General features: G+C 67.0%; 18 protein-coding genes. 8 read left to right on the plus strand and 10 right to left on the minus strand.

Annotated elements, in window-relative coordinates:
- Positions 1-2: 2 nt before the first annotated feature.
- Positions 3-1427 (minus strand): exodeoxyribonuclease I, encoded by a 1425-nt coding sequence (gene sbcB / locus ACPYOD_RS03045; RefSeq protein WP_481300257.1) that lies wholly within the window; start codon positions 1425-1427, stop codon positions 3-5.
- Between the two features lie 190 nt (positions 1428-1617).
- Between sbcB and orn the strand changes: the two genes are divergently transcribed.
- From orn to ACPYOD_RS03065, 4 genes are all read left to right on the plus strand, one after another.
- A complete protein-coding gene (gene orn, locus ACPYOD_RS03050; protein WP_481300258.1) occupies positions 1618-2184 on the plus strand; it encodes an oligoribonuclease in 567 nt (188 codons plus the stop codon).
- A gap of 2 nt (positions 2185-2186) precedes the next feature.
- Positions 2187-3092 carry a dihydropteroate synthase gene (folP, locus tag ACPYOD_RS03055; protein WP_481300259.1) on the plus strand — a complete coding sequence of 302 codons (906 nt, stop codon included), beginning with the start codon at positions 2187-2189 and terminating at the stop codon, positions 3090-3092.
- A gap of 81 nt (positions 3093-3173) precedes the next feature.
- Positions 3174-4577 carry a phosphoglucosamine mutase gene (glmM, locus tag ACPYOD_RS03060; RefSeq protein ID WP_481300260.1) on the plus strand — a complete coding sequence of 468 codons (1404 nt, stop codon included), beginning with the start codon at positions 3174-3176 and terminating at the stop codon, positions 4575-4577.
- Positions 4578-4643: 66 nt separating this feature from the next.
- On the plus strand, positions 4644-5579 hold the full coding sequence (locus ACPYOD_RS03065) for an isopenicillin N synthase family dioxygenase (RefSeq protein WP_481300261.1): 936 nt from the start codon (positions 4644-4646) through the stop codon (positions 5577-5579).
- A 266-nt stretch (positions 5580-5845) separates the two neighbouring features.
- On the opposite strand, the gene ACPYOD_RS03070 is transcribed toward ACPYOD_RS03065, so the two are convergent.
- The 5 genes from ACPYOD_RS03070 to ACPYOD_RS03090 form a co-directional block, all read right to left on the minus strand.
- Positions 5846-6742, minus strand: coding sequence for a DMT family transporter (locus ACPYOD_RS03070; RefSeq protein WP_481300262.1), 897 nt, complete (start codon positions 6740-6742; stop codon positions 5846-5848).
- 154 nt (positions 6743-6896) lie between these two features.
- Positions 6897-9047, minus strand: coding sequence for an AsmA family protein (locus ACPYOD_RS03075; protein ID WP_481300263.1), 2151 nt, complete (start codon positions 9045-9047; stop codon positions 6897-6899).
- Between the two features lie 213 nt (positions 9048-9260).
- Positions 9261-10013 carry a siderophore-interacting protein gene (locus ACPYOD_RS03080; RefSeq protein WP_481300264.1) on the minus strand — a complete coding sequence of 251 codons (753 nt, stop codon included), beginning with the start codon at positions 10011-10013 and terminating at the stop codon, positions 9261-9263.
- On the minus strand, positions 10010-10615 hold the full coding sequence (locus ACPYOD_RS03085) for a PadR family transcriptional regulator (protein ID WP_481300265.1): 606 nt from the start codon (positions 10613-10615) through the stop codon (positions 10010-10012). The genes ACPYOD_RS03080 and ACPYOD_RS03085 overlap by 4 nt, the downstream gene beginning before the upstream one ends.
- 131 nt (positions 10616-10746) lie before the next feature.
- Positions 10747-11715 carry a thioredoxin family protein gene (locus ACPYOD_RS03090; RefSeq protein ID WP_481300266.1) on the minus strand — a complete coding sequence of 323 codons (969 nt, stop codon included), beginning with the start codon at positions 11713-11715 and terminating at the stop codon, positions 10747-10749.
- Positions 11716-11832: 117 nt separating this feature from the next.
- Here ACPYOD_RS03090 and ACPYOD_RS03095 point away from each other — a divergent pair, with 117 nt between their 5' ends.
- Positions 11833-13350, plus strand: coding sequence for a fumarate hydratase (locus tag ACPYOD_RS03095; protein WP_481300267.1), 1518 nt, complete (start codon positions 11833-11835; stop codon positions 13348-13350).
- 136 nt (positions 13351-13486) lie between these two features.
- Here ACPYOD_RS03095 and ACPYOD_RS03100 read toward each other — a convergent pair whose 3' ends face one another.
- The 3 genes from ACPYOD_RS03100 to ACPYOD_RS03110 form a co-directional block, all read right to left on the minus strand.
- Positions 13487-14524, minus strand: a complete 1038-nt coding sequence (locus tag ACPYOD_RS03100) for an acetate/propionate family kinase (RefSeq protein ID WP_481300268.1) — start codon at positions 14522-14524, stop codon at positions 13487-13489.
- The gene (locus ACPYOD_RS03105; RefSeq protein ID WP_481300269.1) at positions 14521-16887 is read right to left on the minus strand and encodes a phosphoketolase family protein; all 2367 of its coding nucleotides are present in this window, start codon (positions 16885-16887) and stop codon (positions 14521-14523) included. The genes ACPYOD_RS03100 and ACPYOD_RS03105 overlap by 4 nt, the downstream gene beginning before the upstream one ends.
- 87 nt (positions 16888-16974) lie before the next feature.
- A complete protein-coding gene (locus tag ACPYOD_RS03110; protein WP_481300270.1) occupies positions 16975-17835 on the minus strand; it encodes a restriction endonuclease in 861 nt (286 codons plus the stop codon).
- Between the two features lie 147 nt (positions 17836-17982).
- On the opposite strand from ACPYOD_RS03110, the gene ACPYOD_RS03115 reads away from it, so the two are divergent.
- Entirely contained in the window at positions 17983-18516 is a 534-nt protein-coding gene (locus ACPYOD_RS03115) for a hypothetical protein (protein ID WP_481300271.1), read from the plus strand.
- 3 nt (positions 18517-18519) lie between these two features.
- Here the strand turns inward: ACPYOD_RS03115 and ACPYOD_RS03120 are convergent, their stop codons facing one another.
- Positions 18520-19566 carry an HDOD domain-containing protein gene (locus ACPYOD_RS03120; RefSeq protein ID WP_481300272.1) on the minus strand — a complete coding sequence of 349 codons (1047 nt, stop codon included), beginning with the start codon at positions 19564-19566 and terminating at the stop codon, positions 18520-18522.
- 82 nt (positions 19567-19648) lie between these two features.
- Here ACPYOD_RS03120 and ACPYOD_RS03125 point away from each other — a divergent pair, with 82 nt between their 5' ends.
- Together ACPYOD_RS03125 and ACPYOD_RS03130 are read left to right on the plus strand one after the other, a co-directional pair.
- Positions 19649-20533, plus strand: a complete 885-nt coding sequence (locus ACPYOD_RS03125) for a pseudouridine synthase (protein ID WP_481300273.1) — start codon at positions 19649-19651, stop codon at positions 20531-20533.
- Between the two features lie 88 nt (positions 20534-20621).
- The gene (locus tag ACPYOD_RS03130; protein ID WP_481300274.1) at positions 20622-22019 is read left to right on the plus strand and encodes a DHA2 family efflux MFS transporter permease subunit; all 1398 of its coding nucleotides are present in this window, start codon (positions 20622-20624) and stop codon (positions 22017-22019) included.
- Positions 22020-22102: the final 83 nt, after the last annotated feature.

Consider the following 22102-nt stretch of genomic DNA (forward strand, 5'->3'; position numbering starts at 1 on the left):
GGTCAGTGCAGTTCGCGGCCCCACGCTTCCAGCTCGTCGAGCAGGGGAAGCGGAGCGCCGGGGACGGCGCGCAGGGTGGCGAGTTCGTGGAAGTAGTCGTCGAGGGTAAGAGTGGTGAGCGGGCCGCGGCGGGTCAGGCGATCCACGCGGAACGCCTCCCAGCGCTGCTGCTCTTCGAGGCTGAGCGTCTGCGGCCAGTTGCGTGCCCGGTAGCGGAAGAGCAGTTCGGGATAGCGCGGATCGCGGAAGTTGAAGGCACGGCTGCCCAGCTGTTCCGGTGGTGTGGCACGCACGTCGGCAAGGAGGCGGCGATCGGCATCGGGTAGGAAGCCGCCATACAGGGCGAGTTCCGGATCTTCGGCCGGCGGCATGTCGCCGGCCTGCGCATAGATGCGCCGCAGCTTCTCCGCGAGCCCGCTGGCGTTCCGCAGCGCGCCCAGGTGGCGCTCCACGGCGTCCATGTCCAGCCCCAGCCGCGCGTGGTCCACGTTCTTCAACACGGACAGCGGGGCCAGGGCCGGTGCATGGTTCGCGCGGACCGTGCGCAGTGCGATGCGCTCCACGCCTTCCGGCAGGTCGGAGCGCGAGGTGAAGACCCGGTCGGCCACGTCGCCGTCGTCCAGCGCCAGCAGGTCGGCCGGGTCGGCGCCGAGGTCGTACACGATGACTTCGCCCGGCCGCGATGGATGCGCGGCAAGCGGCACGACCACGGCGAGGCACTGCCGGCTGGCCGGGTAGCGCGAGGAGACGTGGACGACCGGCGTCATCGCCGCCACGTCCAGCAGTTCGAACACCCGCTGCTTGCGGCGCAGGGCGAAGTGCCAGTCCCACAGCTTCGGCTGCTTGCCGCGGATGAGACGAGCCAGGGCGATCAATGCCTCCACGTCGGACAGGGCGTCGTGCGCGCGGTCCTGCTTCAGGCCGTTCGCCGTGGCGAGGTGCTCCAGCTTGAAGCTGGGCGTGCCGTCCTCGCGGGTGGGCCAGACGATGCCTTCCGGGCGCAACGCCTGGCACATGCGCACCAGGTCGATCAGGTCCCAGCGCGAGTTGCCGTTTTCCCACTCCCGGGCATATGGATCGTAGAAATTGCGGTACAGCAGGTGCCGGGTGAACTCGTCGTCGAAACGCAGCGAGTTGTAGCCCACGGTGCAGGTGCCGGGCAGGGCGATCTGCTCGTGGATCGCCGCCGCGAACTCGGCTTCCCGCAGCCCTTCGCGTTCGGCCAGCTGCGGGGCGATGCCGGTGACGAGGCAGGCGGCCGGCTGCGGGGGCATGTCCCGCGGCGGCTTGCAGTAGATCATCAGCGGCTCGCCGATCACCTCGAGGTTGGCGTCGGTGCGGATGCCGGCGAACTGGCTGGGACGGTCGCGACGCGGGTCGGCACCGAAGGTCTCGTAGTCGTGCCAGAAGAATGTCGGTTCGGCCATCCCGCCATGTTCTCACGGCTCCACCGTATGGAGCACCCGCTCCTTGTGGGAGCCGCTTCAGCGGCGATGGGGGCTCGCGGCGAGCCTGCCCGCTGCCACGGGATCGCCGGCAAAGCCGGCTCCCACACACCGCGGTTACCCCTATAGGTACGTCTGGCGGGGTAGACTTCCGTCACAGAAGGGAGCGCCCATGACGCCTGCGAACGAAGACAACCTCATCTGGATCGACCTGGAAATGACGGGTCTGGATACCGACAACGATTCCATCCTCGAAATCGCCACCATCGTGACGGACAAGGATCTGAACGTGCTCGCCGAAGGGCCGGTCTTCGCCATATCGCACGCGGACGCCCGCCTGCAGCAGATGGATGCCTGGAACCGCAACCAGCACATGCGCTCGGGTCTGTGGGGACGTGCCGTGGAATCGGAAACCTCGCCGGCGCAGGCCGAGGAAGCCACCATCGCGTTCCTGCGCCAATGGGTACCCGTGGGCAAGTCGCCCATGTGCGGCAACTCCATCTGCCAGGACCGCCGCTTCATGCACCGCGAGATGCCGAAGCTGGAACGCTATTTCCACTACCGCAACCTCGACGTCTCCACGCTGAAGGAACTGTCGCGCCGGTGGTCGCCCGAGATCGCCCGCGGCTTCGCCAAGGACTCGGCGCACACGGCGCTTTCCGACATCCGCGATTCCATCGAAGAGCTTCGCTACTACCGCCGTTTCATGGGCGCGATCGGCGGACAGCAGCCGGGCTGAGCATGAATTTCGATCCGTTCGCCACGGTACTGGACTGCAACGGCCGCGCCCTCGCCCTCGACCGTCCGCGTGTCGTCGGCATCGTCAACGCCACGCCCGACTCGTTCTCCGACGGAGGTCGCCACGACTCGCTGGAGGCCGCCTACGCTCACGCGATGAGGTTGGCGGAAGAGGGGGCCGACATGCTCGATGTCGGCGGCGAATCCACGCGCCCGGGCGCGGAAGAGGTCTCCGTCGAGGAGGAAATCCGCCGCATCGTTCCGCTGATCGAGCGCCTGGCGGCTGCCACGACGCTGCCGATTTCCGTCGATACGTCCAAGCCCGAGGTGATGCGCGCCGCCGTCGGCGCGGGTGCGGGCATGATCAACGACGTGTACGCGTTGCGCCGCGAAGGTGCGCTGGACACCGCGGCCGAGCTGCGCGTGCCGGTCTGCCTGGTGCACATGCAGGGCGAGCCGCGCACCATGCAGCAAGCGCCCGAGTACGACGACGTGGTCGGCGACGTCCACCGTTTCCTGACCGACCGCCTCTTCGCCTGCGAACTGGCCGGCATCGATCGGCGCAGGGTGCTGGTGGACCCGGGGTTCGGCTTCGGCAAGAACCTGGAACACAACCTCGCCCTGCTGCGCGCCACGGCGCGTTTCGCGGAACTCGGTGCGGGGGCGTATGTCGGCGTGTCGCGGAAGGGAATGATCGGAACCCTCACCGGGCGCCAGGACCCTGCCGCCCGCATCCACGGCTCCGTGGCCGCGGCCATGGTCGCCGTGCAGCGCGGCGCGCTGATGGTCCGCGTCCACGACGTGGCACCCACCGTCGACGCCCTGGCCGTCTGGGCCGCGGTGAAGGCGGGCGACACCACCCCGCGAAACGACAAGCCCGCCATGCCCCGCTGGCCAGACGACGACTGAAGGACTAGCACGTCGGGCATATCCGGCCCGTTCACTGCGCCGGAGTATCCTCGGCGCACTCGGAAGGAACGAACCAAGATCATGAACGAACGCAAGTATTTCGGTACCGACGGCATCCGCGGGCATGTGGGCACCTACCCGATCAGTGCCGATTTCATCCTCCGCCTGGGTCGTGCCGCCGGTGCCGTGCTGGCGCGCAGGCGCGCCGCCGACCTCCGCGGTGCCGGTGCCGGCCCGGATCGCCGCGACCACAGCCGCAAGGTCATGGTGGTGATCGGCAAGGACACCCGCGTTTCCGGATACATGTTCGAATCCGCGCTGGAGGCCGGCCTGGTCGCCTCCGGAGCGAACGTGCGCCTGCTCGGCCCCATGCCGACACCCGGCGTGGCGTACCTCACGCGCTCGCTGCGCGCCGACGCGGGCATCGTCATCAGCGCCTCGCACAACCCCCACCAGGACAATGGCATCAAGTTCTTTTCCGGCCAGGGCGAGAAGCTGGACGACGAACTGGAAGCGGAGATCGAAGCCGAACTCGAGGCCGAGTTCGCCACCGTGGCCTCCGAGGCGCTGGGCAAGGCCAGCCGCGTCGACGACGCCGTTACGCGTTACGCGGAATTCTGCAAGGCCACGGTTGCGGACGAGTTCTCCCTGGCGGGCATGCGCCTCGTGCTCGATTGTGCGCATGGCGCCACCTATCAGGTCGCACCGAAGGTCTTCCGCGACCTGGGTGCCGAGGTTTCCACCATCGGCACCGAGCCCGACGGCCTCAACATCAACCGTGGCGTCGGTTCGACCGATCCGGAGGCCTTGGCCCGGGCCGTGGTCGAGCGTGGCGCGGACCTCGGCATCGCCTTCGACGGCGACGGCGACCGCGTGCGGGTGGTGGATAGCGACGGCACGGTGACCGACGGCGACGACATGCTTTATGTGATCGCGCGTCACTGGAAGAAGCGGGCGTCCCTTCCCGGTCCGGTGGTGGGCACGCTCATGAGCAACTACGGCCTTCAGCGCGCGCTGAAGCAGCTGGACATTCCTTTCGTGCGCGCCAACGTCGGCGACCGCTACGTGCTGCAGCAGTTGAAGGAATACGGTGGCGTGCTCGGCGGCGAAACCTCCGGCCACGTGCTTTGCCTGGATCGCTTCACCACCGGCGACGGCATCGTTGCCGCGCTGGCCCTGCTGGAAGTGCTGGCGGAGTCCGGCGAAACCTTCGCCGAGGCCCGCGCCGGCCTGGTGAAACTGCCGCAGACGATGGTGAACGTGCGCGTCGAAGGCGCGAAGGCCGCCCTGGGCACGGACACCGTCCGTCAGGCGCTGGCGGACGTGGAGGCCGCCCTCGAAGGGCGTGGCCGCGTGGTGCTGCGCGCCTCGGGCACGGAGCCGCTGGTGCGCGTGACCATCGAGGCCGCGGACGCGGCCGAGGTGGATCGGCTGGCGGGGCAGCTGGCCGACGCCGTAAAATCGGCGGCCCAGGCCGCGGCCTGATCCACCAGCGACGGGTCCCGGCGCGTCCGCGCGCCGGCTCCGTCACGCCTCCCTGCAGGAAACGCCATGAAGAAGGTTCCCACCCTCGATATCCGCCGCTACGACACCGATCGCGAGGCCTTCGTGGCCGAGCTGGGCGCCGCCTATCGCGAATTCGGTTTCTGCTGCATCAGCGGCCATGGCATTCCGCAGGAAGCCGTCGACGGCGCCTACGACGCCTTCAAGCGCTTCTTCGCGCTGCCCGACGACGTGAAGCGCAAGTACCACATCCCCGGCGGTGGCGGTGCGCGTGGGTACACCCCCTTCAAGGTGGAAACGGCGAAGGACAGCAAGTTCGCCGACCTTAAGGAGTTCTGGCACATCGGCCGTGAAATTCCGCGCGACTCGAAGTTCGCCGACGTGATGCCGCCGAACGTGTGGCCCACCGAAGTGCCCGGCTTCAAGGAAAAGGGCTACGGCATCTACGAGGCGCTGGACCAGCTCGGTGCGCGCGTGCTGCGGGCGCTGGCCCTGCATATCGACCTGCCGGAGCACTTCTTCGACGACAAGATCGACTCCGGCAACTCCATCCTGCGCCCGATCCACTATCCGCCGATCGAGCAGGCCGACGTGCCGAACGTGCGCGCTGGCGCGCATGAGGACATCAACTTCATCACGCTGCTCGTGGGCGCCAGCGCCGCGGGCCTGGAAGTGCTGACGCGCGAAGGCGAATGGCTGCCGATCACCACCGAGGGCGACGCCATCGTGGTGAACATCGGCGACATGCTGCAGCGGCTCACCAACCACGTGTATCCGTCCACCACGCACCGCGTCACGAACCCGCAGGACGAGAACGCTCGCAAGCCGCGTTATTCGGTGCCATTCTTCCTGCACCCGAACCCGGACGTGGTGCTGGACGTGCTGCCGTCGTGCGTCACGCCGGACAATCCGAAGCGTTATCCCGAGCCGATCACGGCGCACGAATACCTCCAGGAACGCCTGCGCGAAATCAAGCTCATCTGACGCGCTTTTAGCGGCTTCTTCACCGGGAGGGTCGGAGCATCGACCCTCCCGGTTCCGTTTCCGGAGTTTCCAGTGAATCCTTGCAGCCCGCCTTCGCGAGCCCAGCGCTCGTCGTCCAGCAAAAAGCCCGCGGGCCGCTCGCCGGCCCAACGCGCCCGCCGCCAACGCACCATGCGCGCCCGCGGCCGCGCCTGACCGTGTGGGAGCCGGCGATGGCGGCAGCGGCGACCTGGCTATCGCCGCTGAAGCGGCTCCCACAGGAAGCGCTAGGGCGCCACGAGATCCGCCGGCTCGGCCTTTTCCCCACGATGCAGCCAGGGATGGGCGAATACGGCAATGAGGATGATTGCCACGCCCACGTAGAACGTCCAGCCGAGCTCGCGTTGTTCCCCCAGCAGGGGAATGGCGAGCACGATCGCATAGACGGGTTCCAGGTTCGTCACCATCTGCGTCGCGAACGCGGAGAGGTGGCGCAACGCCGCCAGCGCCAACGCGAAGGGCAGCAGGGTGCAGCCGTAGGCAAGCACCAGCAGCAGCGCGCCATCGTGCAGGTCGGGCAGGGGAAACGCGGGGGAGGCGAACAGCGGGGCCAGAACGGTGAGGAACAACGTGCCGCTGCCCAGTTCGACGCAGGTGACGGTGAGCGCATCCGCGCGATCGATGAGCCGCTTGTTCAATGCGCTGAAGAACGCGACGAACAGGGCCGACAGCACGCCCACCGCGAGACCGAGGCGCATGCCGCCCGGCAGGCCGCCGGCCACCAGGACCACGCCGGGGACGACGGCGGCCCCGATAAGCAGCTCCCGCGGATCGAAGCGCCGTCCCGCCACCCATGGTTCCACCAGAGCGAGGAAGGCCGGGCACAGCGCGATGCAGGTCGCGGCCACGGAGGCGTTCGCCAACTTGATCGCGCCATAGAACGTTAGCCAGTGCAGCGCCACGATCACGCCGATGCCGGCGTAGGAAACCAGCAGCCGTGGCGGCATGGCCCGCAACCCGCGCCATACGCGCGGCACGCAGAGCAGGGTGGCGGACACGAGCAACATGCGCCACCACACGAGCGGCAAGGCCGACAGGACGATCAGCTTGCCGAGGATGGCCGTGGAGCCCCAGAGCAGGACGCAGAAATGGATCTGGAGGTGGGCTTTGCGGGAAGGCGACATGCCGCGAAGCTTGCCCGATCCCGCCCCCCTTTTGTAGGCGCTGCACTTGTAGGAGCCGCTATAGCGGCGAGGAAAGTCTTGCCACGTGGTCGCGAGGTTTCCCTCGCCGCTATAGCGGCTCCTACAGCCTTCCCGTTTAGTACCGCCTTCCCGTTTACTTGGCGGCGGTCTTGCCGGCTGGTGGCGCCTTCGGCGGATCCCGGCGCAGGTCGTCCAGCAACGGCTTGCACTGCGTGGCATCGGCCTTGCCGCTCTCTGGGACGGCTAGCGGGGCCAGCGCCGCGATGGGGGCGGCGAATACGGCCAGGGCGAGGGCCCCACCGCCGCGCAGGATGAGCGGACCAGCATGCACGCCCACGGAAGGGTTCTTCATCGTGCCATGGACATACAGCGGCGAGCGCAGCGAGAACAGGCGGAAGCCCTTCGTATGCGGAACGATGTCGAGGTTGAGCTTCTCGTTGCGGAAGTCGATGTTGCCGTTGACGTTGATCAGCGCCTTCTCCGTATCGAAGGCGAACAGCTTCGACTCCATCACGCCATTGGTGCTGACGAGATCGGCCGCCATGCAGTTGATCTTCACCACCTCGTCGCCGAAGAGCTTGTTCACCGCATAACTGCCCACGTTCAGGCCGGCCAGTTCCAGCAGCGAACTGCTGATCGCGCCGTCGTTGATCAGCAGCTTCACCTCGCCGTTGGAACTGCCCAGCAACGCCGCAGGCGAGTTACCCACGGCCGTGAGCGAGGCGTCGCCATTGAGTTCGCCGAAGCTGGTCTGCATGGGCGCGAAGGTGGGGAACAGTTCCTTCAGCTTCAGGTGGCGCGCGCCGAGGTTGAAGCCGCCCTTCATGGGCGTCTTCGAGCCGTCGAGCCGGATATTGCTTCCCACCGTGCCTCCGGCCACGCCGAACTTCAGCGGGTCGAGGGTGAGCACGGCATCCTTCAGGACGAGGTGTGTCGACAGGTTGTCGACCGGCAGACGCTCGCCGTGGACGATCTTCACGCCGGTAAACTGCACGTCCGCGTCCATGGCGTTCCAGCGGTCGGTCTTGAACGGCTCCACGGGCAACACCTTGTCGGCCGGCTGCTGCGTCGCGTCGCCGCGTTCCGCTTTTTCCTCGTTCGAGCCGCCACCGATGAGCGGGGCGAGGTCGCTGAAGAGCAACTGGTTCGACTTCAGCGTGCCGGTCAGGCTCGGTCGCTGCCCGTGCGTGTCGAACACGAGGCTGCCGCCGAGGTCGCTGCCGCCCACGCGTCCCGTGAAGTTCTCATAGGTGTAGACGCTGGCGCCTTTCTTCAGGTTCGCCTTCAGGTGTCCTTCGGTGGCGAACGGCGGCGTGTCGGGCAGTGTGATGCCGGTAAGGTCGTAAAGATGCGACATGCTCGTGCCGGAAAACCACAGGCGCACATCGAGCGCGCCCATGTTCAGCGGGTCGGTGAGCGTACCCACGAACGCAATGTGCGTGTCGCCGAAGCGCGTGTCGGCCTGCACGGGGAACGGACGGTCCGCGTCGCGCAGCGCCAGGACGCCGCCGGTGCGCGCCTTGGCCGAGACGGTGGACTTCTTGTATGTGCCCTTGGCATCCCAGGCGAAGTAGTACACCTGCTTCTTCTTGGTTTCGTCCTTGCGGTCCTTTTCATCCGCGTCGCTCTTGGCCAACGCCTTCGCACTGGCGCCGGTAATCTTCCTGGCCTGCGCGCGGGCGTCGTTCTCCTGCTCGGCCATGATCTGGTCGAACGGAATGCCCTTGCCGAGCGGCGTGACATCGATGCCCATCACGATCTGGGTCATCGTATCGGTAAGGTCGATATGCCCCTTGTCGAACGCGATGGCGTTGAGTTCGAGCTGCCATTCCGAGGGACCGGTGCTTTCGGGAAGCTTGAACGTCCAGGTGTTGTTGCCGTTCTTCTGCCGTTGCAGCGCAATATGCGGCTGGCCCAGGCGAATCTCCGGCACCACGATGCGGTGGGCTAGCAGCGGAAACGGCGACAGGCGGAACTGGATCGAATCCAGCGTGGCGAAGTGGGTGTCCTTCGCCCAGTCCGGATTCGCCACGGTGATGTCGCGCGCGGTGAAATGCGGCCACGGCATGAGCCCGGCCAGGCCGCCCTCGCCAGGCTCACGTGACCACTCTGCGGAAAGGTCGCCATTGATGGCGAAGGGACGGCCGATGGCCTCGGAGACCTTCTCGTTGATGGTGGGTTTCAGCCGGTTCCAGTCGAAGAACGCGATGAACAGCACGACCGCCACGATCAGCAGGACAAGGATGCCGAGTACCCAAGCCAGTATTTTCCTGCCACGCCGCATCGTGCCGCCTCCTTATCCAAGAACGCGCCTAGGGGTAGCGCGCAAGGCGACAAGGTTATGTGTTTACGGCTCGGCTGGCATTAAGGGACGTGCAGCTTTCGTGAGTGTTGTGGGAGCCGCTTCAGCGGCGATGGGTGCTTGCGGCGAGCTTGCCCGCTGCCGCGAGATCGCCGGCGTAGCCGGCTCCCACAGTTTTTCCGATTCCTACCACCATTACCCGGCCTGCCAATATCCCGTGGCCTTCACCCAGTCCTTGTCCACGCCGCGCTGCTCGACCAGCAGCGACCGCAACGTGCGGGCGCGCTTCGATTCGACCGCTACCCACCAGAACGTATCCCCATCGGGGATCGGCAGTGATGCCACGGCATCATCGAGGCTGGGCGAGTCCCCCGGCACGAACCAGCGGACCTCGCGCGCCAATGCCTGGCGCTCGGTTTCCGATGCGATCTCCACCAGTACGGTGACCTTCACGTCCGGCGGCATCTCCTCCAGCCAGCGGCCGATGGCGGGCAGGGCGGTGGCGTCCCCCACGAGCACGTAATGGTCGTAATCGTCCGGAACGACCATGGAGCCGCGCGGGCCTCCGACGCCGAGCACGTCGCCCGGCTTCACGTTTTCCGCCCAGGTCGACGCCGGTCCTTCCCCGTGCAGCACGAAGTCGATATCGAGTTCGCCCAGCGCCGCGTCGTACCGGCGCGGTGTGTAGTCGCGGGAGGGCGAGGGCTCGACGCCCTCGGGGTAAACGGGGCCGTCGGGGCCGAGGGTCGGCAGGTTGAGCGTGCCGCCGGCGACAGGGAAGAAGAGCTTCACATGGTCATCCGGCGCGGCCGACACGAAGCTATCGAGGTCCGGCCCGACCAGCGTGACGCGGACCATGTGCGGCGTGAGCCGGCGCACATGGGAGACTTCGAGCCGGCGCATTTTCAGCGCGTGGCGCACGCGCACGAGGGCGTGGCGTTCGCTCATTCCTTGCGCTCCGCGACGGCACGTGCCGTGGCCTGGATGAGCTTCGCGACGCGCCGTACCTCATCGTCGTCCCAGCCCTTGTGGTGGTTCATGAGCTGGTGCTTCAGCACGTGCATGGCTTCGCGGATGGGATCGGGCACGCTCATCCGGCGCATGTGCCGCGACATCACCTGCAGGCGCTCGGTCAGCGCCCCGAGGCTGTCGCGGTTTTCGTCGAGGAAGGCGCGGCCGGCCTCGGTGATGGCGTAAAGCTTCTTGCCGCCCGTTTCGGCCTCGACGCGCGCGTAGCCCAGTTCCTCGAGCATGGTGAGGGTGGGATAGATGGCGCCGGGGCTCGGGCTGTACTGGCCCTCGAACATCTCCTCGATGGTGCGGATCAGCTCATAGCCGTGCCGCGGCTGTTCCTCGATCAGGGCCAGGAGGAGGAGGCGCAGGTCGCCGCTGCCGAACATGCGGCCGCCGAGCCGGCCACCGCCGCGGCCGCCGCGCATGCCTTCGCGGTCGTCGAAGCCGAAGGGCCCGCCGCCAAAGCGGCCGCCGCCCCGGCCGATGGCCTGCATGTGTTCGTGGAAACGGTGCCGGGCGTGATGGAAGAAGTGCATGGGTGTTCTCCGATATATCGTACGTAGTGGTCGTACGATATATCTTAAGAAACACTCTTGGCAAGCCCCGTATCGCCGGCATAGCCGGCTCCCACAAGGAACCCTGTGGGAGCCGCTTCAGCGGCGATGCTCTAACCGAAGGTGAAGGTAAACGCGTGGAAGTTCGCCTTCGGCACGCGAATCGTGAGCACGTGGTCCTTGTAGTCCTCACCGCTATACAGCGTGTAGAGCATCGATTTCTGCACCGTGACGGGAGCCTGCGGCTTGCCGTCGACCAGCACCTCCAGGGTGATGGGATCATTGGCGCTGGCCACGATGTGCACCTTCTTCGCCTTGAAATGCAGGCGGATCTCGCCATTGGGCCCGACCAGGCTGGCGTTCTGCCGGCCGATTTCCCAGCGGCCGACCAGCGCGAAGCGATTCAGGTCCAGGCGGGACGGCGCCGTGAAGTCGCGCGTACCGGTACTGTCGCCACCCTGGCTGGCGTTGTTCTGGCTGCGGTCGGCGCCGAAATACATCTCCGGCGAGCCCAGCTGGGTGAAGTCCGGAGCGTCCTTGTCGGCTGCGGCGGCATCCGTCAACCTCGGCAGGCCCAGCAGGGTGCGGATGGCGTTTTCCATCTCCAGGTAATTGCCCTCGCCGAAATGATGGGCGATGACGTTGCCGCGCTGGTCCACCAGGTATTCCGCCGGCCAGTACTGGTTGCTCCAGGCGTCCCAGGTGGCCAGGTCGTTGTCCTGCGCCACCGGATAATGGATGCCGTAGCGCGCGATGGCGTCGCGGACGTTGCCTTCCTGCTTCTCGAACGGGAATTCCGGCGAATGCACGCCCACCACCACCAGGCCCTTGTCCTTGTACTGGTCGTACCAGCGGGTGACATGCGGCAGGGTGCGCAGGCAGTTGATGCAGGAATACGCCCAGAAGTCGATCAGGACCACCTTGCCGCGCAACTGGCGCATCGTCAGCGGCTTGGAGTTCTGCCAGGCGGCGATGCCGGTGAACTCGGGCGCCGTCTGGGCGGCGGCGGCCGGTCGCGCCATGCCCAGCGCCGTGACGGCGAGGACGCAGGCGAGGAGGGCGTTACGGAACGGGTGGCGCATGGAAACTCCGTGATTCTCGGGGATGCCGGAATAAGACCGGCCCGGGTACGGGCACCTTACATCGGCGCGGTGCGCTAAAATTGGCGTTTGCCAGCCCCGCGAGCCAGCCGTAGCGCCATGACCTCGATCAAGCAGGACGACCTCATCACCAGCGTCGCCGACGCCCTCCAGTACATCTCGTACTACCACCCCGTGGACTACATCCGGAACCTCTCCGCCGCCTACGAGCGCGAAGAGTCGCCGGCCGCGAAGGACGCCATCGCGCAGATCCTCATCAACTCGCGCATGTGCGCGGAGGGCCATCGCCCGATCTGCCAGGACACCGGCATCGTCACCGTCTTCCTGAAGGTGGGCATGAATGTGCGCTGGGACGATGCCACGATGGGCGTCGAGGACATGGTGAACGAGGGCGTTCGCCGGGCCTACAACCATCCGGACAACAAGCTGCGCGCCTCCGTGCTCGCCGATCCCGCGGGCAAGCGCATGAACACGCGCGACAACACGCCGGCCGTGGTCAACGTGTCCATCGTGCCCGGTGACAAGGTCGACGTGATCGTCGCCGCCAAGGGCGGCGGTTCGGAAGCGAAGTCGAAGTTCGCCATGCTCAATCCGTCCGACTCCATCGTGGACTGGGTGCTGAAGACCGTGCCGACCATGGGCGCCGGCTGGTGCCCGCCGGGCATGCTCGGCATCGGCATCGGCGGCACGGCCGAGAAGGCCATGCTGCTGGCGAAGGAAGCGCTGATGGAGCCCATCGACATCGTGGATCTCATCGCGCGCGGTCCGTCGAATCGCGCCGAGGAACTGCGCCTCGAGTTGTACGAGAAGGTGAACGCGCTGGGCATCGGCGCGCAGGGCCTGGGTGGCCTCACCACCGTGCTCGACATCAAGGTGAAGGACTATCCGACGCACGCGGCCAACCTGCCGGTGGCGATGATCCCGAACTGCGCCGCCACGCGACATGCGCATTTCGTGCTGGACGGCTCCGGTCCGGTCGCGCTCGATCCGCCGTCGCTGGAAGACTGGCCGAAGCTTACCTACGACGCCTCGAAGGGCCGTCGCGTGAACCTCGACACGATCACCCGCGAGGAAGTGCAGAGCTGGAAGCCGGGCGAGACCATCCTGCTCAACGGCAAGCTCCTCACCGGCCGCGACGCCGCGCACAAGCGCATGATCGACATGCTCAACCGCGGCGAGAAGCTGCCGGTCGACTTCACCAATCGCTTCATCTACTACGTCGGCCCCGTCGATCCGGTGCGCGACGAAGTGGTTGGCCCGGCGGGCCCCACCACCGCCACGCGCATGGACAAGTTCACGCGGCAGATGCTCGAGTCCACCGGCCTGCTGGGCATGGTGGGTAAGTCCGAGCGCGGCCCGGCGGCCATCGAGGCCATTCGCGACAACAAGGCCGTGTACCTCATGGCCGTGGGCGGCTCCGCGTACCTCGTGTCGAAGGCGATCAAGGCATCGCGCGTGCTGGCCTTCGAAGACCTGGGCATGGAAGCGATCTACGAGTTCGAGGTGAAGGACATGCCGGTGACCGTGGCGGTGGACAGCGCCGGTACCTCGGTGCATGAAACCGGGCCGAAGGAGTGGCGCTCGAAGATCGGGAAGATTCCGGTGGTGGTCGTCTGACGCCACGCGGCCGATAGCTTTATGTGGGAGCCGCTTCAGCGGCGATGGATACTCGCGACGAGGTTGCCCGCTGCCGCGGGATCGCCGCTGAAGCGGCTCCCACAGAAGCGGCTCCCACAGAAACTTTCGTGCAACCTCAGGGCAGCTTCGCGAGGCGCCAGGTGTGCCTCGCGATTTGCGCGTCCTCTTCGGTGGGAATGACGCGCACATCGAAGGCGCCCATCCAGCGCAACCCGTCGACGATCGCCTCCCGCGTCCCCGCATCGTTCTCGCCGATGCCGCCCGTGAACACCAGCAGGTCCATCCCACCCAACGACGCGGCCATGGCCGCCACGTGCTTCCGCGCCACATGCACGAACACCTCCTGCGCCAGGCGCGAGGCCTCGTTGTCCATCGCGTGCAGCTTGCGCATGTCGCTGGTGCCGCCCGACAAGCCCTTTAGTCCTGACTCGCGATCCACAAGGATCTCCAACCGCTTCGCGTCGTAACCGCGCTCGCGCATGAGGTAAAGCAGGACGCCCGGATCGAGGTCGCCCGGCCGTGTGCCCATGACGATGCCGCCGGTCGGCGTGAGGCCCATGGTCGTGTCCACCGACTTTCCCGCCCGCACCGCGCACAGGCTCGCGCCGTTGCCGAGGTGCGCGATCACCACGCGTTCCGGTATCGCCTCACCCAGTTGCCGAACGATGGACTCATAGGAGAGGCCGTGGAAGCCGTAGCGCTCGATGCCGCCGCGACGAAGGTCCTCGGGTAGGGGCAGGGTCTTTGCAACCGCGGGCATGGTGGCGTGGAAGGCCGTGTCGAAGCAGGCCACCTGCGGCACCCGCGGAAAGGCCTCCTGCGCCTGCTTCACGATATCCACGGCGATGGGCACATGCAGCGGCGCGAACGCCTTCGCTTCCTCGAGGTGCACCATCAGGCCGGCGTCGATGAGCGCATGCTTGCGCACGTTCGGGCCACCGTGCACCAAACGATGGCCCACGGCGTCCGGCATGGGAAGCGAGCGCTCGCGCAGCGTCGCCACGATGGCTTCGACGGGATTCGCACCCGCATGGCCGGCTTCCGTCTGCTCACCCAGCAGCTCTTCGCACTCGTCGCCGGCTACGCGGTAGAGCCCGTATTTCAGCGACGACGAGCCGGCGTTGAGCGCCAGCACGTGCCCCTGCGACGTCATGCGCCGTCCTCGCCCTTCCACTGCCAGTCGCGCACGTCGGGAAGATCCTGGCCGTGTTCGCTCACATAGAGTTTGTGCCGCTCGATGTCGGCCCAGTATCGCTGCGCGGCCTTCTCCCGTTCGCCCTCGAAGCGGGGAATGCGGTTGATCGCATCGAGCGCGAGCTGGAAGCGGTCCATGTTGTTCAACACCATCATGTCCAGCGCCGTGGTGGTCGTGCCTTCTTCCTTGTACCCGCGCACGTGGATGTTGTCGTGGTTGTGGCGGCGGTAGGTCAGCTTGTGGACGATGCCGGGATAGCCGTGGAAGGCGAAGATCACCGGACGATCCTTGGTGAAGAGGTCGTCGAACCGGTCGTCGTCCATGCCGTGCGGATGTTCCTCCGGCGGTTCCAGTGTCATCAGGTCCACCACGTTGACCACGCGGATGCGGATGTCCGGCACGTATTCGCGCAGGAGCATCACGGCGGCCAGCGTTTCCACGGTGGGCGCGTCGCCGGCGCAGGCCATCACCACATCGGGGTCGTCCCCGCCGCGGCCTGCCCATTCCCAGATGCCGGCACCCGCGGTGCAGTGGCGCACGGCGCTTTCCATGTCCAGCCATTGCCAGTCGGGTTGCTTGCCCGCGACGATCACGTTCACGTAGTGGCGGCTGCGCAGGCAGTGGTCGGTGACCGAGAGCAGGCAGTTGGTATCCGGCGGCAGGTAGATGCGCACGATCTCGGACTTCTTGTTGGCCACGTGGTCGATGAAGCCAGGATCCTGGTGCGAGAAGCCGTTATGGTCCTGGTGCCACACGTGCGAGCTGAGCAGGTAGTTCAGCGAGGCGATGGGCGGACGCCACGACATCTTCCGCGTGACCTTCAACCATTTCGCGTGCTGGTTGAACATCGAATCGATGATGTGGATGAAGGCTTCATAGCAGGAGAAGAAGCCATGGCGCCCCGTGAGCAGGTAGCCCTCCAGCCAGCCCTGGCACTGGTGCTCGCTGAGTATCTCCATCACTCGTCCCGCTGGCGAGAGGTCTTCGTCCACGGCTTCGGTGCGTGCCAGCCATGTCTTGCCGCTGGCCTCGTACACGGCCTCGAGCCGGTTCGACGCGGTTTCGTCGGGACCGAAGAGACGGAAGGTTTCCATGTTCCGCCGCATCACTTCGCGCAGGAAGCGCCCGAGCACCCGCGTGGCTTCTGCCTTGTGGTCGCCGGGCGTTTTCACGTCCTCGGCGAACTCGCGGTAGTGCGGCATGTGCAGTTGCTTCAGCAGCAGGCCGCCATTGGCGTGCGGGTTCATGCCCATGCGCCTGCGCCCCTTCGGTGCCAGTGAGGCGAACTCCTCGCGGAAGCGTCCTCGCTCGTCGAACAGTTCTTCCGGCTCGTAGCTCTTCATCCAGTTTTCGAGAATGGCCACGTGCTCGTCGTTCTCGAAGTTGGCGATGGGCACCTGGTGCGCGCGCCACGTGCCTTCCACCGGTTTGCCGTCCACTTCCTTCGGCCCCGTCCAACCCTTCGGGCTGCGGAGCACGATCATTGGCCAGCGCGGCCGCTTGGCCTGTTCCGCGGTACCCGCGCGTGCCGCTTTCTGGATGCGTGCGATCTCATCCAGGCAGTGGTCGAGCGCGGCGGCGAATGCCTGGTGCATGGGCTCGAACTCGTGTCCTTCGACGAAATGCGGTTCGTAACCGTAGCCGCGCATCAGGTCGCGCAGTTCTTCCGGTTCGATACGGGCCAGCACGGTGGGGTTGGCGATCTTGAAGCCGTTGAGGTGCAGGATGGGCAGCACGGCCCCGTCGCGTTCGGGATTCAGGAATTTGTTGGAATGCCAGCTGGTGGCGAGTGCGCCCGTCTCCGCCTCGCCGTCGCCGACGATGCAGGCCACCACCAGGTCGGGATTGTCGAATGCGGCGCCGAACGCATGCGACAGCGAGTAGCCGAGTTCGCCGCCTTCGTGGATGGAGCCGGGGGTTTCCGGCGCCACGTGGCTGGGAATGCCGTAAGGCCACGAGAACTGCCGGAACAACTCGCGCATGCCGGCGGCACTGCGGTCGATGTGCGGATACACCTCGGTATACGAGCCTTCGAGATAGGTATGCGCCACGGCGCCGGGTCCACCGTGACCGGGGCCCATCACGTAAATCATGTCGAGGTCGCGCTCGACGATCGCGCGGTTGAGGTGGGTGTAGATGAAATTCAGCCCGGTGGTGGTGCCCCAGTGGCCGAGCAGGCGATGCTTGATGTGCTCCCGGCGCAACGGTTCCTCGAGCAGAGGGTTGTCGCGCAGGTAGATCTGTCCGACGGTGAGGTAATTGGCGGCGCGCCAATAGGCGTGCATGCGGCGAAGCAGGTCGGGCGCAAGCGTTTCGGACATGGGGGCTTCCAGGCGACAGGGGCGCCGCTCAGGGTAGGACGCCGCGTATTCGGCGGGCGTGAAAGATCCGGCCCCGGTTTGCGCAATTCAGTCCGAGGAGCCGACTTCCCGCGTGTTGCGTTCCATCACCTTGATGGCGTCTTCCGCTTTTTTACGCGATTCGCGCGACGGCTCGGAGTCGGACGTGCCGCGCAGGCGGGCGCGTTCTTCCAGTTCGCGCGTTGCCGAAGGCACGCCACGTGGCACCGCAGCCGGCGGTGCGGTAGTGGGTGGCGGTGCAGGCAATGCCGCAGGGGGCGGCGGCTGCGTCGGTGCGGCTGGCGTCGGCGTCGCGGGCGAAGTCGCTTCGACCGGCATGGCCGCGGGCTCGGTACGACGCGACATGGCTCGCCAGACGAAGATGGCAAGCAGCAACGCGATGACCACGATGAGGATCAGGGGCAGCCGCCGCGTGCCCATGCCGTCCGAAGCACGGCGCGCCTTGCCGGATTTGCGTGAGGCGGTCGTGGGAAGCGCCATGCCCGGGATCGACGTGTCGAGGTGGTCCGGCAGCTTCAACATGACGCGCAGGATGTCGCCGTCGATGAGCTGGAGGCGCGGCTGGCGCCGTGGCACGGCGCGCGCCTCGGCGCTGTAGCTGCCGCGCGTGACCAGGATGCCGCGCGTGGCCGCCTCGTTGAGCATGGTGCCCAGGAGCTCGTTGACTTCCGGCAGTTCCACCTGCACCGCGTCCCAGTGCTTGCACTGGACGATGACCATTTCATTGCCGCGATGCAGGCGCAGGTCGAAGGCGCCCTCGAGCTGCTTCAGGGAAGCCGGGGGCGCGTGGTATTCCACGCGCCAGCCCTGGTCACGGTAATACTCGGCGAGCAGGTGCTCGAAGTCGTGCCAGCTGAGCCGCGCGAGTGCGTCTGTAGCGGCGGGCGAGGGCGGTCGCGCCGAGAACATCGATCGATGGTACCTGCCAGGGCGAAAACGCAATGATAACCGCTCGAACCGCCGATTCGCGCGCCCTTTCACGTTCGTGACGATTGCCGTCCCGAGCACGCAACCGTTACATTGGGCGTTTGTGTTCGGGGAATCCGGGGGAATGGCGTGATCAAGAAAGTATTGGCCGTGGCAGCGGCCCTGATGTTGTCGGGCTGCGGCGGCAAGGCGGTGATCGAAAGCGACATGAGCCGCATGGTGGCGGCCAGTCCGTCGTCGCCGTGGCTTACCGTGGAAGGCGCGGGCGGCGCGCTGCTCACGGTGACCGGCCTGGAGCAGAAGGCCCGGGTGCAGTTGAACCCCGATGTCGCTTCCGTGGTGCAGGCGCGTGTGCGTTCGCTGCTGCAACCGCGCTACTTCACCGACCTGCTCATCAACTGCCGTGAGTTGGACGTGCAGGTGTCCGTGAAGGTGAACGACGAGGCGGCGGCGCCGACGGCGAACCTCGACCTCGCGGTGAGCTGCCGCATCGTCGCGCGCGGCCCGGCGGTGTCGAAGACGTATCGCCTCCGGCAGTCGGCAACGATCGATCCGGCGGCTCCGCATGTCGACACGCTGGTGCCGAAGCTGCTGGTGGCGGCGTCGGACGACCTGGCGGAAAAGCTGTGGGCGGACGTGCCGGTACCGGCACCGCGCCGCTGAGCGTCAGGCTTTTTCGGTGGGTTCGGCCGCGGCGCGCAGGTCGTCGCGGCACGCCAGCAATCGTTCCTGGCTGAAGCCCTGGGCCGGGGTGGCCAGCAGCACCGCGTCCGCTTCGGCCATGCCGCGCTCCACCAGCACGTCGAGCATCGCCACCCGGCTTGCCGCAAGCAGCGCACGGCCCAGCGGCGTACGCGCGCCGGCATCCGCGGGGTCCGCGCGTTCGGCCAGTGCCTGCACCACGCGCGACGGGAAATTCCAATGCCGTGCCGCGTGCAGCGACAGGCGCTCGATCTGCTGGCCGAGTGCCGCCACGAAGGGCCGGCTGAAGGCCAGCGCCGTGGGATCGGGCACGCGCTCGACCTCGCGGAGGATCGCCTGTGCGCCCGTCTGGCTCGCTATCCCGGCCAGGAAGGCCTCGAACGGATCGCACACGCCCCGGCTGAGGAACGCGCAGGCGCGCGCGCATCGCTCCGCATGCTCCCAGAGGCGCTCACCCGCTTGCCTGCCGGCCTCGCTGTCGTCGGTGCGCAGGATCGGCCGCATCACCATCTGCATCACCACCCGGCGCAGGCCGTCGTGGCCCAGCAGCGTGATGGCCTGGGGCAGGCCGGCCACGGGGCGCGCGGTGCGGAAGTAGGCGCTGTTCGCGACGCGGATGACTTCACCCACCAGCACGGTGTCCCGCGCGATCTGCTCGGCCAGCGCACGGGCGTCGGTGTCGTCGTTGCGCAGCGAGCGCATGAGCTGCGGTACCACCGCCGGCAGGCGGGGCAGGGAACCGACGTCGAAACGCTCGCTGCCGAAGGCCTCGCGCACGCGACGCAGCGTGGACTGTTCCGCGGGCGTCAGGCCATGCTCGTGCGGCGGCCCGATGCCGAAAACGAGACGGTAGAAGGCATCCTCGATGTCCTCGGCCGGCACGGCGCCCGGGATAGCCTCGCCACCGATGGCGACGGGAGGAACGGCCAGCGGTACCTGGATGCGCTCCTGCGCGGAGGCGGCGGCCTTGGAGCCGGTGCCAAACCACTTCCTGAAGAACCGGCCGATCACGCGGGAGCTCCCGGCATAAAGTTGGGGACGATGGACGGAGTATAAGCCGGCCGCCGCGCGGAAATTGCAGGAGCCGGCCCTGATGCACAATGCGGCGATGGACAGTCATTTGCCCGTAAGCCGCGTCTCGCTGCCGCCAGGCAGCTGGCCGACGGTGCTCGATTTCCTCTGTGAGCGCTTCCCGGCCGTGGGCCGGGAGGTGTGGCTGGAGCGCATGGCGCGCGGCGCGGTCAGCGTGGACGGCATCGCGGTGCAGCGACTGGCGCCGTACCGGCCGGGCGCCGTTGTGACGTATCGCAGGGAGGTTCCCGACGAGGCCCGCATTCCCTTCGAGGAAACCATCGTCCACATCGACGACGACCTCGTGGTGGCCGACAAGCCGCATTTCCTTCCGGTGATGCCCGCGGGCCGCCATGTGGAGGAGACCCTGTCGGTGCGCCTGGTGAGGCGGCTCGGCAATCCCGATCTGGTGGCGCTGCACCGGCTCGACCGTGCCACGGCGGGGCTGGTGGTGTTCTCGGCCCGGCGTTCCAGCCGCGATGCCTATACGCGACTGTTTCGCGAGCGCGCGATCGCAAAGATCTACGAAGCCGTGGCGCCGCCGCTGCCGGAGCGCGCCTTCCCGTTCGTGTACGAGAGTCGCCTCGAGCGCGGCGAGCCGTTCTTCCGCATGCGCGAGGTGGCGGGTAAGCCGAATGCACGTACGGCCATCGATGTGATCGAACGCGGGGACCGGCATTGGCTGTACCGGCTGGAGCCCGTCACGGGCCGCAAGCACCAGCTGCGCGTGCACATGTCGGCGCTTGGCGCGCCGATCCTGGGCGATCCGGTGTACCCCTCGCTTCGCGATGAGGCGCCCGGTTTCGCGGAGCCGCTGCGCCTGCTGGCACGGGAGCTGCGTTTCACCGATCCGCTGAGCGGAGCGGAACGCGTCTTCCGCAGCGGGCGGGAGGTAGCGCTCGACTAGCCGGTACGCCGCGGCCACGCGCTGCCCGGATATCGACCTTTCACACGGACGGGCGCAAACTATGCGCTTCCCCGTTGCCCGTCCCCGGATGAACGCCGCCCCAGGCTTCCGCACCGTTGCCCTGATCATCGCGAGCGCGATGTTCATGGAACAGTTGGACGGGACCATCCTCGCCACTGCCTTGCCCGCCATGTCGGAATCGTTCGACGTGTCGCCGCTGCACATGAGCGTGGCGCTCACGTCGTACATGCTCAGCCTCGCGGTGTTCATTCCTGCCAGCGGGGCCATCGCCGACCGCTACGGCTCACGCAACGTCTTCCGCGCCGCCATCGCGCTTTTCACGCTCGGCTCCGTGCTTTGCGGCATCTCAGGAAACCTGCCGCTGCTGGTGCTTTCGCGCCTGCTGCAGGGCATCGGCGGCGCGATGATGGTGCCGGTGGGGCGGCTGGTGCTGCTGCGCTCGGTGCCGAAGTCCGAGCTGGTGTCGGCCATGTCGTGGCTGCTGGTGCCGGCGCTGATCGGCCCTGTGGTCGGGCCGCCTCTCGGCGGCTTCATCGTCACCTGGGCCTCGTGGCGCTGGATCTTCTACATCAATGTGCCCATCGGCATCGCCGGCATGTGGCTCGCGTCGCGCTACGTGCCCGACATCCGCCTGCCGGACAAGGTGCGCTTCGACAAGCTGGGCTTCGTGCTGTCGGGTGTCTCGTTGTCGTGCCTGGTGTTCGGCCTGGAGATGGCGAGCCATGGCGCCACGTCGCTGCTCGGATCTACCGGCCTGGTTGTCGCGGGCCTCGTCACCGGCGCGCTCTATGTGTGGCATGCGCGCCGTGTCGAGAATCCCATCCTCGACCTCTCGCTGATGCGCTTCACCACCTTCCGCCTGTCGGTGGTGGCCGGTTCGCTCACGCGCATCACCGCCGGTGGCATGCCCTTTCTCCTGCCGCTGATGATGCAGTTGGGCTTCGGTCTCTCCGCCGCACACAGCGGCGTGGTCACGTTCGTTTCCGCGTTGGGGGCGATGTTGATGAAGGCCACGTCCTCGCCGGTGCTGCGGAAGTGGGGTTTTCGCAGCACGATGGTCTGGAACGGCGTGCTGTCGATGATCTGCGTGGGGCTCTGCGCGGCGTTCCGTCCCGACTGGCCGCTGTGGACGATCTACACCATCCTGCTGCTGAGCGGCTTCTTCCAGTCGCTGCAATTCAGTGCGTACAACACCGTGGCGTACGCGGACGTGCCGAGCGAGCGATTCTCCGCCGCCACCAGTTTCTATTCGACGTTCCAGCAGCTGATGCTTTCGCTGGGGATTTGCGTGGCCGCCGCTTCGTTGCAAGCCTCGGTGGCGTGGCATGGGTACGAGCGGGCGCAGCTGCCGGACTTCAGCGTGGCCTTCATCGTCATCACGCTCATTTCGCTGGTGGCGGCCCCGGTATGCCTGTTGTTCCCGCGGAACGCGGGCGCGGAAATGAGCGGGCATCGGGCGCGCTAGAAAAGTGATGATGGGTTCTATGTGGGAGCTGCTTCAGCAGCGATGGGTGCTTGCGGCAAGTTTGCCCGCTGGAGCGGGATGGC

Source organism: Luteibacter sp. HAY1-4A (assembly GCF_056755355.1).